The organism is Roseicella sp. DB1501, assembly GCF_013112485.1.
In the GTDB taxonomy this organism is placed as follows: domain Bacteria; phylum Pseudomonadota; class Alphaproteobacteria; order Acetobacterales; family Acetobacteraceae; genus Paracraurococcus.
In genome coordinates, this window is sequence record NZ_JABFHG010000010.1 from 68,026 (window position 1) to 80,866 (window position 12,841).

Here is a 12,841-nt window from a genome sequence, read left to right on the forward strand (position 1 = left end):
GCTCAGCCGGCCTGCGGGAAGAGCCGCCGCTCGATCAGCTCGCAGATCAGGTGGCCGGCGACCTCATGCGCCTCCTGGATGCGGGGCGTGGCCTCGGCCGGGACGCGCAGGCAAAGGTCGCAAAGCTCGGGCATGGCGCCGCCCCCGGCGCCGGTGAAGCCGATCGTCCCCATCCCCCGCTCCCGCGCCGCCCGCAGCGCCGCCAGGATGCCGGGGGAACGGCCGGAGGTGGAGAGGGCGTAGAGCAGGTCGCCGGGCTGGCCCAGCGCCTCCACCTGCCGGGCGAAGACGCGATCATAGCCATAATCGTTGCCGATGGCGGTCAGGATGGAGCTGTCGGTGGTGAGCGCGATCGCCGGCAGGCCGGGCCGGTCGTAATGGAAGCGCCCGACCAGCTCCGCCGCCCAGTGCTGCGCATCGGCGGCGCTGCCGCCATTGCCGCAGAGCAGGATCCTGCGCCCGGCGGCGAGGGCGGCGACGGAGCGTTCGGCGATGGCCTCGATGGTCTCGACCGCTGCCGCATCCCCGGCCAGGCGGCGCAGGCTCTCGGCGGCGGCCAGGATGGCGTCACGGATCTCGGCGGGCATCGGATCCCCGTCTGTGGCTGGGCCGATGCTCTAGCGCGAATCGCGTCGCCTGTCGCTTCCCGCTGCCCCGCCGCGACAGGCTGTGACGGATGCCGGCCCAGGAGGGACTCACCGGGGCCCCTGCTGCGCCGGGCAGCGGCGCCGTGGGGACGTCCTAGGCCTGCCCGGCGAAGACGTTCTTCTTGATGATGGCGTGCACGCCCCAATTGCCGTCCACCACCTGGGTGATGCCGAAATCGACGGCGACCGACATCAGCGAGATCGCCTCGTCCTCCGTCAGCCCCTTCGCATGCATCAGGAAGCCGCGCATCTTGCGGAAGGCGTCGCGCATGGCGAGGTCGATGGAGGATTTGGCGAAGATCGCGTTCTGCGCGTCCGGCCCCAGCTCGGCCAGGTAGTTCGGGTAGCTGAAGCCGGACATCACCCAATCCTCGGCCGTCTCGATCATCGGGAAGTCGAGCGCCTCGAGCGGCGTGCCGCCGAGATCCGCCTTCTTGTGCAGGATGACCTGGAAGGTGCCGGTGAGCGAGCATTCGATGGCGGTGCCGCAGAGCTCGGAATCGCCCTGGCTGGCATGCGGGTCGCCGACCGAGAGCAGCGCGCCCGGCACCGCGACCGGATAGTACATGGTCGCGCCCTTGCCGATGCGCCAATTGTCGATGTTGCCGCCGGTGTAGCTGGGCGGGATGGAATTGACGACATCCGCCTCCTTCGGCGCCAGGCCCATGGTGCCGAAATGCGGCCGGATGGGCACGCGGATGTTCTTCAGCACGCCGAAGCGCCGCTCGGTGCGGCCGTGATCGACCGGCAGGCCGGGATAGTCGATAGTCGGGTGCAGCTTGCCGGTGGGATCGGTGACCGGGACCCATTTGAAGTTGTAGACCGCGCTCGCCTAGTTGCGGCTGCCGGTGGCGTCCAGCTCGTAGATCGTCACCACCTCGCGCGGCTTCTCACCGGTCAGCAGGTCCTTGTAGTGGAAGCCCCAATTGGCCGCGGCGTTGCTGCCGAAGGCGAGGCCCCTGAAGGCGGGATTGGCCGAGGGGCGCGGCGCGACATCGAGGATGCGCACCTCCAGCACGTCGCCCGGCTCGGCGCCGCGCACGGCGACCGGCCCGGTGCAGATATGCACGCCGAGGCCGCCGCCATCGCCCGGCCCGGCGCCGCGGCGCATGACGCCCTTCTTGTCCTTGGTCCAGAGGAAGACGCTCTCGGCCCCGGGATCGCCCTGGACCATGCGCTCGGCATCGTCATTGGCGTGATGCGTCAGCGTCTCGATGGTGACGTAATCGCCCGAGCTGACCTCGAGGCGCGGCGCCAGGCTCTTGCTGAAATAGCCCCAATGCACCGTCTCGGCATTCGCCGGCAGGCTGTGCAGCCGCGGCCCCGCCCCGCCGCGCGCGGCCGAGGCCTGGGCCAGGGCGGGCGGCACGAGGGAGATGCCGGCCGTGGCGAGCGCCGCCGCGCCGCCCGAGGCGGCGAAGCCGGATTTCAGGAAGGACCGGCGCTCCTTGGCGAGGCCGGTGCGGAAATCGAGGCGATGCTTCTCGAAATCGCGGCAATTCGGATCGTCACCCTGGCACATCCGCCCTCTCCCCTCGCTCTGGGTCGCCGGGGATGGTGCAAGGGCGGTGCCAGGGGAAGGTGCCAAAGGGAAGGACGGATGCGCGGGGCGGAAAGGCCCGGCTCAGAGGCCCTCAGCCAGGGCCGAGATCGCCTCGGGATCGAGCAGCTCGACCCGGTGGTGCATCGGCTCGCGGATCCAGCCGCGCTTGCGGAAGGCGGTCAGGCTGCGGCTCACCGTCTCGAGCGTCAGGCCCAGGAAATCGGCGATGTCCGCCCGGGTCATCGGCATCTCCAGCACCTGCGGCACCGCGCCGCGGCGGCGGCCGGCCTCGACGAGGGAGAGCAGGAAGGCGGCGACCCGCGCCTCGGCGGAGCGGCGGCCAACGGTAACGAGCTGCTCCTGCGTCGCGGTGAGCTCCTGCACGCAGAGGTCGAGCATGCGCCGCTCGAGCTTCGGGTAGCGCTGCAGCAAGGCATCGAGCTGCCGCCGCTCGAGCCGGCAGATCCGCGCCTCGGTCAGCAACTCGGCATCGAAGGGATAGGCGGCGAGGGTGGTGTAGCCGATGACGTCGCCGGCGAAGCGGAAGCCGACCACCTGCTGCTTGCCATCCGGCAGCAGGCGGGAGAGCTTGGCGAAGCCCTCGATCAGGGTGAAGACCTTGCCGGCCGCATCGCCCTCGCGGAAGATGGTGCTGTGCGCGGGCATGACGACCTGCTGCGATTCCGCCGAGATCTCGTCCAGCGCCGCGGCGTCGAGCGGCTGGCACAGGCCGGCGATGCGGCTGCCGCAACGATCGCAGATCTGGACCCGGCTCTCCGGGGCATGCTGCGCGGCGTCAAACGGGTTCAAGGCGGTCTCCGAGGCTCAGCCGCAAGGTAGCTGAGCGCCATCCTCGGATACAAGTCGCAGCCCATGCGGACCGATCCGGTCAGGCATGTTCGCGCCCCGCCGGAGGCGGCGCCTGGCGGCACGGCTGGGGCCGTGCCGCCCGCCGCCTCAGCTCGCGCCCAGTACCAGCGAGGCGGCGTTCAGCGTCACGCTGCCCGGCCCGGTGACCGCGGCCGGCTGCGACAGCGCCGACCAGGTGAGCGCATTGCCGCCGCTCGCCGCATCGAAGAGCCCGACATGGGTCATCGTGCCGGCGGCGGCGGTGAAGGTGAAGCGGATGGCGTCCGTGTTCTGCTGCGCGCCGGTGCCGGTGAAGGTCACCCGCTGCCGGGCATAGCCGTTGCCGGCAGGCTCGCCGGTCAGGCCGGTGGCGTCGCTGCCGCCGTTGCCGAGGCCGAGATAGACCTGGCTCGGCAGGGCGGGCGCGCGGGCGCAGAGGGCGCGGCCGAGGAGGTTCTTCGCGTAATCGGTGAGATCGGGCATGCTCACTCTCCTATGGTGCGGAAATGCATCGATGGTGCCCCATCGATGCCCTCGGTCGCCGGCGCTGCCTGCTGCAGCCTGGCTACGCGACACAGGTCGCGGCCCCATTCGGGCGCTCAGCCGGCTGCGCCGGCCGTAGGTCAGGCTTCGTGCAAGCCTGCGTGACGGCCAGGCCTCCGGGATGGCAGGCGGCGGGAGGCGCGTGGCCTCAGCCCTCCTCGGCATCGGCGAACCAGACCACGCCGTCGCACGCCGGCTGGCTGCGCGCGGCGGCGTAGAGCGCCGTGCTGGTCACCGCATGCAGGTCCGGCAGGCCGAGCGTCCCGGCCTCGACCCGGAAGGCGATGGCCGGCAGCGGCGCCTTGCCGGCGAGGCGCGCCTCGCGGGTCGGGTAGCCGTGCAGCCGAAATTCGGCGATGCCGGCGGCGTGGTCGATCTGGCAGTGCGTCAACCGCCAATAGGTGGCGACGAGGCCGGTGTTGCGGATCTCGATCGGCTTGATCAGGGCCATGGGAGGGGCTCCACGGTTGGGGGGGTCAGCCGACGACCTCGACCGAGAGGATGCGGGCGACCCAGTTGATGGTCTTGTTCGTCTCGCCCTGGACGGTGACGACGAGGGCACCGTTCGTGGTGTCGGCGCCGACGCCCATCTTCCAGGCGCTGTTCGCCGCCGAATCGCCGCCGGCGGTCGGGGCGACGAGGGTGGAGGTGCCGGGGACCAGCACGGTGGTCGCGGCGGCGCTGGCGCCGCGCTTGACCAGGACGTCGCGGATCCAGCAGCCGCAATCGCCCGCCGTGCCGGCGCTGCCGCCGATCTGCCGCGCCACCACCATCAGCCTTGCGGCGTAGACGGCGTTGTTCGGCAGCGTCGCCAGGTTGCCCGCGCCGGGCGCCTGGCCATCCGTGGTCAGCACGGTCTGCGCGTTGTCCGTGGTTTGCCGGCGCAGCAGGAACTCGCCGGCCTGGGCGTCGCCGGCGGTGCTGAAGGCGCCGCTCGACCAGGCGCCGCGGCCATAGGTGCCGCGGATATCCGCCTGGGCCCCGCCCGGCACCCAGCCATAGGCACCACCCACGACGTTGCCGCTGCCGCCGGCGACCACCGCCCCGGTGCCCGAGGCGGTGTTCCCGGCGCCGCCGCCGATCGCCGCCAGCGCGCCGCTCGCCACCTGCGTCGCCTGGTCCCGGCTGCCCTGCCAGTCCGTGGCGTTGCTGCCGCGGGCATTGCCGCCGCTCGCCGAGGCATCGGCCGGCTGCCGCTGCGCCGGGCGCGACCAGACGAAGGCCGTGGTGGCGAGCGCCGCGCTGCTGTTGGTCGCGGCCGGGGTGGGGGCGGTCGGCGTCCCGGTCAGCGCCGGCGAGGCGAGCGGCGCGGCGCCGGCGACATCCGCGACCGCGAGGGTGACGGCGCCGGTCCGGCCCGCGACGCTCGAGACCGCGCCGGTGCCGCCGCCCGTCGAATAGCCCTGCGCCCGCACCCAGGCGGTGGTGGCGACGGCGGTGGAGGCATCGGCGGTCGGCGGCGTCGCGGTGCGCAGCAGCCCGCTGCCCTTGCCGGCGAGGCTGAGATCGATGTTGGCATCGATCCCCTGCGCCTGCAGCGCGACCTGGCTGCCCGTCGCGCCGCCGCTGACCGTCAGGTGGTTGGCGCCCGAGACCGGGGTCGCCACCTCCAGCGCATGCGCGCCCGGCGCATCGCCGAGCGTGACCGTGCCGGCGCTGGTGGCGCGCAGCACCTCCGCCCCGCCCGCCGCCAGAGCGAGGCTGCCGGTGCCGGGCTGGAAGAGGCCGGTATCGGCGCTGCCCAGCGCCAAGCCGGGCCGGGCCACGCGCCCGGCCGGCGCGCCGGCGGCGCAGAGCGCATTGGTGCCGGCATTGACCAGCGCCCCGCCATTGCCGCGCTCGAGCAGCGGCGGCGCGCCAAGATAGAGCTGGTTCGCCGTGCCGCTGCCGCTATCGGCGAGGTAGATCGCCGTCGCGCCGTTGTTGCGGTAGTTGTAGCGCGCGCAGCGCAGCGAGAAGATGTCGAGCCGGTTGCCCGTGCCGTTCACCCGGACGGCATTGTCCTCCACCGCGTCGACGCGCAGGTTGCCGACATGCAGCCGCGTGTTGGAGGCGTTGACGTAGAGCCCGATGCCGCCGGCCAGCGGCGGGCCGCCGGCGTTGAAGATCTCGCCCTGATGGGTGAGGCTGGCGATCTGCCCATCCGTGCCGCCGCCCTCGATCCAGACGCCGTACTGGCAGAAATCCACATAGGCCTGGCCGATGTAGAATTTCGTCGTCACGCCCGCGGTCGAGGAGGCGAAGCGGAACATGCTCCGGTAGCCGAGCACGAAGGCCTGGTCGATGAAGACGCCGTCGCAGCGGCGGAAGACCATGGCGTCGCCATTGGCCTGCTGCCAGCGGACCACGTCGTCGTCGCTGGTCCAGAAGGTCCAGAAATGCAGGTTATGGATGCGCGGGATGTCATAGCACTGGTCGATCTCGACGCCGGTGGTGAAGACCTGCCCGCGCAGCCGGCGGATATCGACCCGGCCGGAATTCCGCGCATAGATCCCGCGATTGACGGCGCAGAGGAAGACGTTGTCGAAATCGACGCCGCCGTAGCAATCCTCCACCCGGAAGACATAGTCGTAGCCGGTCGGCGCCCAGCCCGCATCCTGCGCGGCGTTGTGCTGCTGCACCACGGCGAGGTCGCGCACCGCCGAGCCGCGGGCCATGTCGCCGGTGAAGGTGAAGGGCGTGAAGCCCGTGCTGTCGATCCGCAGCCAGGTGCCCTGGCCGGGGCCCGGCCCCTCGGTGAAGCCCGCACCCTGCAGCCGGATGGTCGCGCCGTAGATGCTGATCGCCGAGGCGATGCGGTAGACATGCGGGCCGAAGCTGAGCGTGCCGCCGCCCTTGCCCTTCAGGTCGTTGATCGCGGCCTGGATGGCGGGCGCGTCGTCGGTGACGCCGTCGCCGACGGCGCCGTAGTCGCGCACATGCGCGCCGCGATCGGCGAGCACGGCGCCGCGGAGCTGGGCGAGGGTGGCGCGGCGCGTCTCGGAGAAGCCGCCGCTGGACTGCACCAACGGCGCGAAATCCGTGTCGGCGGGGGCGTTGGCGGCGGGAAGCTCGCTGATCCTGACGTCGGGCATCGGTCTCCGGTCCGGATGGGCGCGCGCGGCGGGCCGGAGGACCGGCGCGGCGCGGGCGGGAATGGGGCCGGCGCGCCGCCCGGGAGGCGGGGCGGCGAAGCGGCGGGACGGGTGGGGGCGAAAGGCGTCGCGGTCAGCGCCGCAGGCGGTTGCCGGATTCGGTCAGCAGCACATCCGCGACCTCGTCGAGCAGCAGCCCGGTTTCCGGCGCGACGCTGAAGCTGCCGGAGAGCGCCGCGATGGCGGGGTCGGCGGCATCCTCGACGCGGATCCGGTAGCCGCTGCCGGAGGGCGGCGCGGCGAGGCTCGCCACCGCCTGGCCGCCCTGCACCGTCACCACCTTGGCCGGCGGCACCAGCGTGCCGTCGGCCTGTCGGAGGCTGAAGACCACCTGGCTGATCGGGCCGGCGACCCTCGCCGAGACGGGGATGCTGCCGCCGACCAGGATGCCGGCCGCGATCGGCGCGAGCAGGATGGTCCGCACCACCGCCGAGGCGGCCTGGCCGAAGCGGAAGCCCTGGGCGGAGGCGCGCAGCAGGCTGACCGGGCCGACCGTACCGTCCAGCGTGACGCCGGGGCCGAGCGTGTCGTTGCTGCGCAGCGGCACGATCGCCATGGCATCGACGGTCTGCAGCACCATCAGGTCGCCCGGCTGCAGGCTCGCGGCGACCGGGGCGAAATAGCCGTCGGCGCTGACCATCGCGCGGGTGTCCGCGGTGCGGTAGTGCCAGAGGTTGAAGGCGCTGGTCTGGATCAACGCGTTGAAGCTGGCCGGGCTGAAGGGCACGGGGTTCTCTCCGTCTCGGCAGCACCCGGTCGCGACGACACCCCGCGGGGCGCGAATGCGCTCCTCGGGGATGCCGCCGGCGGCGGGCGTGGATGGTGCGGGGGAGCTTCGGGCGCGGTTCGGCCGTCGGCTTGCCTGTGTTATTCGGAAACGATCCCCAGCGTCAAGGAAAAAGCTCCTAACAACCGGCCGGCATGGCCGCCGATTGCCGGTCGGAAGCATGCGTGATCCGCGCTAGCCTCGCCTTCTCCCTCCGATCCGAACGGGATGGCTGATGCACCGTTTCGTCCTGCTCGCCTGCCTGCTGCTGCCCGCCTTGCTCCTCCCCCGCGCCGCCGCGGCGGAGACGGTGCTGAACGTCTACAATTGGAGCGACTATATCGACCCGGCGGTGATCGCCCGCTTCGAGGCGCAGACCGGCATCCGCATCCGCTACGACGTCTATGACAGCCTGGAGACGCTGGAGGGGAAGCTCTCGGCCGGCCGCTCCGGCTACGACATCGTCGTCCCGACCAGCGAGCCGACCTTCGCCCGGCTGGTGCGCGCCGGCGCCCTGCAGCCGCTCGACCGCGCCCGCATCCCGAACTGGCGGAACCTCGATCCGGCGTTGATGCAGCGCGTCGCCGCCACCGATCCGGGCAACCGCTTCGGCGCCATCTATCTCTGGGGCACGGTCGGGCTCGGGGTGCGGCTGGACCGGGTACGGGCGCTCTGGCCGGAGGCACCGCTGACCGGCGGGCTCGACCTGCTGCTGAAGCCGGAGAATGCCGCCCGCCTTGCCTCCTGCGGCCTCGCGGTGATCGACAGCGCGACGGATGTGCTGCCCTCGGTCCTCGCCTGGCTGGGCAAGGACCCGAACTCGGCCGATCCCGCCGACCTCCGCGCCGCCGAGCAGGCGCTGCTCGCCATCCGGCCGCATCTGCGCGCCATCCCCGGCTCCGGCGCGATGCTCGACATGCTGGCGAGCGGCGAGATCTGCGCCGCCCTGACCTATAGCGGCGACGTCATCCAGGCCGCCGCCCGGGCGCGGGAGGCCGGCAAGGGCGTGGAGCTGCGCTACCTGGTGCCGCCGGGCGGCGCGCATCTCTGGTTCGACATGCTCGCCGTGCCGGCGGATGCGCCGAACCCCGCGGCCGCCTTCGCCTTCATCGACTTCCTGCTGCAGCCCGAGATCATGGCCGCCATCACCAGCAAGGTGCGCTACCCGAACGCCGTCCCCGCCAGCCGCCCGCTGGTGGCCGAGGCGGTGCGCGAGGATCCGAACGTCTATCCGCCCGAGGCCGCCCTCGCCCATGCCTTCGTCCCCGGCACGCCGGCCCAGGGCGCGGAGCGGTTGCGCAGCCGGCTCTGGAACCGCTTCCGGACGGGCCGCTGACGCCTTGGCCGAGCCGCTGCTGCGCCTCGAAGGCGTCACCCGGCGCTTCGGCGCGACGCTCGCCCTCGATGGGCTGAGCCTCGATGTCATGCCGGGGGAGTTCCTCGCCCTGCTCGGCGGCAGCGGCTCGGGCAAGTCCACCCTGCTGCGGATCGTCGCCGGCTTCGAGCCGGCCGATGCCGGGCGGGTGCTGCTGCAGGGGCGCGACATCACTGGTCTGCCGCCGCATGCGCGGCCGGTGAGCCTGGTCTTCCAGAGCTATGCGCTGTTCCCGCATCTCTCGGTCTTCGACAACGTCGCCTACGGGTTGCGGCGCGAGGGGGTGGCGAGGGGCGAGATCGCCCGCCGCGTCGCCGAGGCCCTGGCGCTGGTCGGGCTGACGGGGCTCGAGCGCCGCCGCCCGGCGCAGCTCTCGGGCGGGCAGCGGCAGCGCGTCGCCCTGGTCCGCAGCCTGGTGAAGCGCCCGCCCCTGCTGCTGCTGGACGAGCCGCTGGCGGCGCTCGATGCCGGTCTGCGCGAGCGCACGGGGCTGGAGCTGCGCGCCCTGCAGCGGGCGACCGGCGCCGGCTTCGTCATGGTGACGCATGACCAGGGCGAGGCGCTGGCCCTGGCCGACCGGGTGGCGGTGATGGAGGGCGGCCGGCTGGCGCAGCTCGGTTCGCCGCAGGCGCTCTACGAACGGCCGGCGACGCGCCATGTCGCCACCTTCCTCGGCGCGGCGAACATCCTGGAGGGGCGTCTGGAGGCGGATGGCGCGGTGACCTGCGCGAGCGGCTGCCGGCTCCGCCCCGCCCCGCCGGCGCTGGCCATCCTGGGGCCGCCCGGCGCGGCGGCGGCCTTCGCCCTGCGGCCGGAGCGCATCCGCCTCCTCGCCGGCGCGCCGCCGGCGGAGAACGGCATCGCCGCCCGGGTGAAGGATCTCGCCTATCGCGGGGATGGCTGGATGCTGGTGGTGGCGCTGCCGGGGGGCGGCGAATGGCGCGTCGCCCTGCCCGCCGGGGCCTCGCCGCCCGCGCCCGGCGCCACGGTCAGCCTGGCCTGGGCGGCCGAGAGCCTGGTGCCGCTCGCCGCATGATGCGCCGCGCCCTCCTGCTGCTGCCGCCCCTGCTCTGGCTGCTGCTGCTGGTCGCGGCGCCGGTCGCGATCCTGGCCGGCATCGCACTCTCCGAGAGCGCGGCCGGCGTGCCGCCCTTCCGCCCGCCCTTCACCTTCGATGCCGGCTGGCAGGGCACGCTCGAGCCGCTGCGGAGCCTCGTCGCGGACCAGTACTACCTGGATGCCTTCCTCCGCTCGCTCCTGGTCGCCTTCGCCACCGCGGCCTGCTGCCTGGCGCTGGCCTATCCGATGGCGCTCGGCATCGCCGCCAGCCCGGCGCGCTGGCAGATGCCGCTCGCTTCCCTCGTGCTGCTGCCCTTCTGGACCGGCTTCCTGCCGCGGCTCGGCGCCTGGATCGGGCTGCTGCGCGACGGCGGCTGGGTGAACCGCCTGCTGCAGGCGGCGGGCCTGACCTCGGGGCCGCTGCCGCTGCTCTATACCGAGGGGGCGATGCTGCTCGGCATGGTGCATGCCTATCTGCCCTTCGCCGTGCTGCCGCTGGCCGCGACGCTGCTGCGGCGCGACCGCACGGTGGAGGAGGCGGCAGCCGATCTCGGCGCCCGGCCCTGGCGGGTCTTCTGCACCGTGACGCTGCCGCTCTCCCTGCCCGGCGCGCTGGCCGCCTTCCTGCTGGTATTCATCCCGGCGGCCGGGGAATTCGTGATCCCCGAGTTGCTCGGCCCGCCGGAGGCGATGCTGGTCGGCCGGGCGCTCTGGGTGGAGTTCTTCCAGAACCGCGACTGGCCGCTGGCCGCGGCGCTGGCCCTCGCCCTGCTGGCGCTGCTGGTCCTGCCGATCAGCCTGTTCCAGCGCCTCTCCGGGCGGCGGGCGCCATGAGGTGGTTCCCAGGTGGCATGGGCAGTCGCATCGGCCTCGTCCTCGGCCTCGGCTTCCTCTGGCTGCCGATCCTGCTGCTGGTCGGCTACGCCTTCAGCGCCGACCGCATCCCCTTCCAATGGGGCGGGCTTTCGCTGCGCTGGTTCCGCGCCCTGGCGGCGAACGACCGGATGCTGGAGGCCGCCTGGCTCTCGCTGCGGATCGCCGCCGGCGCCGCGACGCTGGCCGTGCTGCTCGGCGGCCTGACGGGCTGGGCGCTGGCCCGCTTCGGCCGGTTCCGCGGCCGCGCGCTGTTCGGCCTGCTGGCCGGCGCGCCGCTGGTGCTGCCGGAGGTGGTGACCGGCCTCTCGCTGCTGCTGCTCTTCGTGGTGCTGCAGGGCGCCGCCGAGGCCGCCTTCGGCTGGGCGCCCGGACGTGGGGCGGGGACGGTGCTGCTGGCGCATGCGACGCTCGGCCTCGCCTATGTGGCGGTGGTGGTGCAGGCGCGGCTCGCCGGGCTGGACCCGGCGTTGGAGGAGGCAGCGGCCGATCTCGGCGCTGGGCCCTTCGCCGTCTTCCGCACCGTCACCCTGCCGCTGATCGCCCCGGCGCTCGCCGCGGGCTGGCTGCTCGCCTTCACCCTGTCGCTGGACGACGTGGTGGTGGCGAGCTTCGTCTCCGGCCCGGCGGGGACGACCTTGCCGATGCTGGTCTTCTCCCAGCTCCGCATGGGGCTGACGCCGGAGATCAACGCGCTGGCCGCGATGGTGCTCGGCCTCGCCGCGCTGCTGGCCGGCGCGGCGGCACTCATTCTCGGGCGGAATGGCCGGGTCGGCGACAGCGCGGGTTGAAGCATCGGGGGGGCGCAGCTAGGGTCCGGCCTCCCCGCATGTCCGGCAGGACCCCATGAAGCTGATCGCCGACCGCCTCGACCGCATCTCCCCCTCGCTCACCATCGCCATGACGAGCAAGGCGCGGGCCCTCAAGGCGGCGGGCAAGGACGTCATCGGCCTGGCTGCCGGCGAGCCGGATTTCGACACCCCGCAGAACGTCAAGGATGCCGCCATCGCCGCCATCCAGCGCGGCGAGACGAAGTATACCGACGTCGCCGGCACGCCGGCGCTGCGCCAGGCCGTCGCCGCCCGCTTCAAGGCGGATCACGGCATCGACTACAAGCCGGAGGAGATCCTGATCGCCACCGGCGGCAAGCAGGTGATCTTCGACGCCTTCCTCGCCACCGTGCAGCAGGGCGACGAGGTGATCATCCCCTCCCCCTGCTGGGTCTCCTACCCGGACATCGTCGAGCTGGCCGAGGGCAAGCCGGTGATCGTCCGCGGCGACGAGAATATGGGCTTCAAGCTGCGGCCGGAGCAGCTCGAGGCGGCGATCACGCCGAAGACCAAGTGGTTCCTGCTCAACAACCCGTCCAACCCGACCGGCGCCGCCTATTCCGCCGCGGAGCTGAAGGCGCTGACGGACGTGCTGATGAAGCACCCGCATGTCTGGGTCTTCACCGACGACATCTACAACAAGCTGGCCTATGACGGCTTCCGCCCGGCGACGGTGCTGGAGGTGGAGCCGCGGCTGCGCGACCGCACGGTCACGATGAACGGCTGCTCCAAGGCCTATGCGATGACCGGCTGGCGCATCGGCTATGCCGGCGCGCCGGCGCATCTCATCAAGCAGATGGACAAGCTGCAGAGCCAGTCCACCAGCAACACCAGCAGCATCAGCCAGGCCGCGGCGGTCGAGGCGCTGACCGGGCCGCAGGACGGCATCGAGACCATGAAGGTGGCCTACAAGCGCCGCCGCGACATGGTGGTGGAGATGCTGAACGCCGCCCCCGGCCTGCGCTGCCACAAGCCGGAAGGCGCCTTCTACGTCTTCCCCTCCATGCAGGGCTGCATCGGCAAGACCACCAAATCGGGCAAGCGGATCGAGACGGACGAGGATTTCTGCCTCGCCCTGCTCGAGGAGGAGGGGGTCGCCTGCGTGCACGGCGCCGCCTTCATGTATCCCGGCTATTTCCGCATCAGCTACGCGACCAGCGACGAGGCGCTGCAGGATGCCTGCACGCGCATCCGGCGTTTCTGCGAAGGGCTGAACTAGGCC

13 protein-coding genes are annotated in these 12,841 nt (G+C 72.5%); 5 read left to right on the top strand and 8 right to left on the bottom strand.

Annotated features, from left to right (window positions below; all coding sequences use genetic code 11):
* Nucleotides 1-2: 2 nt before the first annotated feature.
* From HJG45_RS19215 to HJG45_RS19245, 8 genes are all read right to left on the bottom strand, one after another.
* Nucleotides 3-587 carry a D-sedoheptulose 7-phosphate isomerase gene (locus HJG45_RS19215; protein WP_171614002.1) on the bottom strand — a complete coding sequence of 195 codons (585 nt, stop codon included), beginning with the start codon at nucleotides 585-587 and terminating at the stop codon, nucleotides 3-5.
* 154 nt (nucleotides 588-741) lie between these two features.
* Nucleotides 742-1,359, bottom strand: a complete 618-nt coding sequence (locus HJG45_RS28455; protein ID WP_217362978.1) for an acetamidase/formamidase family protein — start codon at nucleotides 1,357-1,359, stop codon at nucleotides 742-744.
* A 120-nt stretch (nucleotides 1,360-1,479) separates the two neighbouring features.
* Nucleotides 1,480-2,169: an acetamidase/formamidase family protein gene (locus HJG45_RS28460; RefSeq protein WP_217362979.1), complete on the bottom strand. Its 690-nt coding sequence runs from the start codon at nucleotides 2,167-2,169 to the stop codon at nucleotides 1,480-1,482.
* Nucleotides 2,170-2,271: 102 nt separating this feature from the next.
* A complete protein-coding gene (locus tag HJG45_RS19225) occupies nucleotides 2,272-3,000 on the bottom strand; it encodes a Crp/Fnr family transcriptional regulator (protein ID WP_171614004.1) in 729 nt (242 codons plus the stop codon).
* A gap of 147 nt (nucleotides 3,001-3,147) precedes the next feature.
* On the bottom strand, nucleotides 3,148-3,522 hold the full coding sequence (locus tag HJG45_RS19230; RefSeq protein WP_171614006.1) for a hypothetical protein: 375 nt from the start codon (nucleotides 3,520-3,522) through the stop codon (nucleotides 3,148-3,150).
* Between the two features lie 208 nt (nucleotides 3,523-3,730).
* Entirely contained in the window at nucleotides 3,731-4,033 is a 303-nt protein-coding gene (locus tag HJG45_RS19235) for a hypothetical protein (protein ID WP_171614008.1), read from the bottom strand.
* A gap of 25 nt (nucleotides 4,034-4,058) precedes the next feature.
* On the bottom strand, nucleotides 4,059-6,656 hold the full coding sequence (locus HJG45_RS19240) for a glycosyl hydrolase family 28-related protein (RefSeq protein ID WP_171614010.1): 2,598 nt from the start codon (nucleotides 6,654-6,656) through the stop codon (nucleotides 4,059-4,061).
* A 133-nt stretch (nucleotides 6,657-6,789) separates the two neighbouring features.
* Nucleotides 6,790-7,443, bottom strand: a complete 654-nt coding sequence (locus HJG45_RS19245) for a hypothetical protein (RefSeq protein ID WP_171614012.1) — start codon at nucleotides 7,441-7,443, stop codon at nucleotides 6,790-6,792.
* Nucleotides 7,444-7,717: 274 nt separating this feature from the next.
* On the opposite strand from HJG45_RS19245, the gene HJG45_RS19250 reads away from it, so the two are divergent.
* From HJG45_RS19250 to HJG45_RS19270, 5 genes are read left to right on the top strand one after another with little or no spacing between them, the layout of a single operon-like run.
* Nucleotides 7,718-8,818 carry an extracellular solute-binding protein gene (locus HJG45_RS19250; protein WP_171614014.1) on the top strand — a complete coding sequence of 367 codons (1,101 nt, stop codon included), beginning with the start codon at nucleotides 7,718-7,720 and terminating at the stop codon, nucleotides 8,816-8,818.
* A 4-nt stretch (nucleotides 8,819-8,822) separates the two neighbouring features.
* The gene (locus HJG45_RS19255; protein WP_217362980.1) at nucleotides 8,823-9,893 is read left to right on the top strand and encodes an ABC transporter ATP-binding protein; all 1,071 of its coding nucleotides are present in this window, start codon (nucleotides 8,823-8,825) and stop codon (nucleotides 9,891-9,893) included.
* The gene (locus HJG45_RS19260; RefSeq protein WP_368040637.1) at nucleotides 9,890-10,750 is read left to right on the top strand and encodes an ABC transporter permease; all 861 of its coding nucleotides are present in this window, start codon (nucleotides 9,890-9,892) and stop codon (nucleotides 10,748-10,750) included. Before HJG45_RS19255 ends, HJG45_RS19260 begins: the two co-directional genes overlap by 4 nt.
* Before the next feature lie 17 nt (nucleotides 10,751-10,767).
* Nucleotides 10,768-11,580: an ABC transporter permease subunit gene (locus HJG45_RS19265; RefSeq protein ID WP_171614018.1), complete on the top strand. Its 813-nt coding sequence runs from the start codon at nucleotides 10,768-10,770 to the stop codon at nucleotides 11,578-11,580.
* Between the two features lie 55 nt (nucleotides 11,581-11,635).
* Complete coding sequence (locus HJG45_RS19270) at nucleotides 11,636-12,838, top strand: pyridoxal phosphate-dependent aminotransferase (protein ID WP_171614020.1); 1,203 nt, start codon at nucleotides 11,636-11,638, stop codon at nucleotides 12,836-12,838.
* Nucleotides 12,839-12,841: the final 3 nt, after the last annotated feature.

Coding starts and splice junctions, on each gene's coding strand:
- HJG45_RS19265 (WP_171614018.1), top strand. CDS start 10,768: ATGGGCAGTCGCATCGGCCTCGTCCTCGGCCTCGGCTTCCTCTGGCTG.
- HJG45_RS19235 (WP_171614008.1), bottom strand. CDS start 4,033: ATGGCCCTGATCAAGCCGATCGAGATCCGCAACACCGGCCTCGTCGCC.
- HJG45_RS19230 (WP_171614006.1), bottom strand. CDS start 3,522: ATGCCCGATCTCACCGATTACGCGAAGAACCTCCTCGGCCGCGCCCTC.
- HJG45_RS19270 (WP_171614020.1), top strand. CDS start 11,636: ATGAAGCTGATCGCCGACCGCCTCGACCGCATCTCCCCCTCGCTCACC.
- HJG45_RS19250 (WP_171614014.1), top strand. CDS start 7,718: ATGCACCGTTTCGTCCTGCTCGCCTGCCTGCTGCTGCCCGCCTTGCTC.
- HJG45_RS19240 (WP_171614010.1), bottom strand. CDS start 6,656: ATGCCCGACGTCAGGATCAGCGAGCTTCCCGCCGCCAACGCCCCCGCC.
- HJG45_RS19215 (WP_171614002.1), bottom strand. CDS start 587: ATGCCCGCCGAGATCCGTGACGCCATCCTGGCCGCCGCCGAGAGCCTG.
- HJG45_RS28460 (WP_217362979.1), bottom strand. CDS start 2,169: ATGTGCCAGGGTGACGATCCGAATTGCCGCGATTTCGAGAAGCATCGC.
- HJG45_RS19260 (WP_368040637.1), top strand. CDS start 9,890: ATGATGCGCCGCGCCCTCCTGCTGCTGCCGCCCCTGCTCTGGCTGCTG.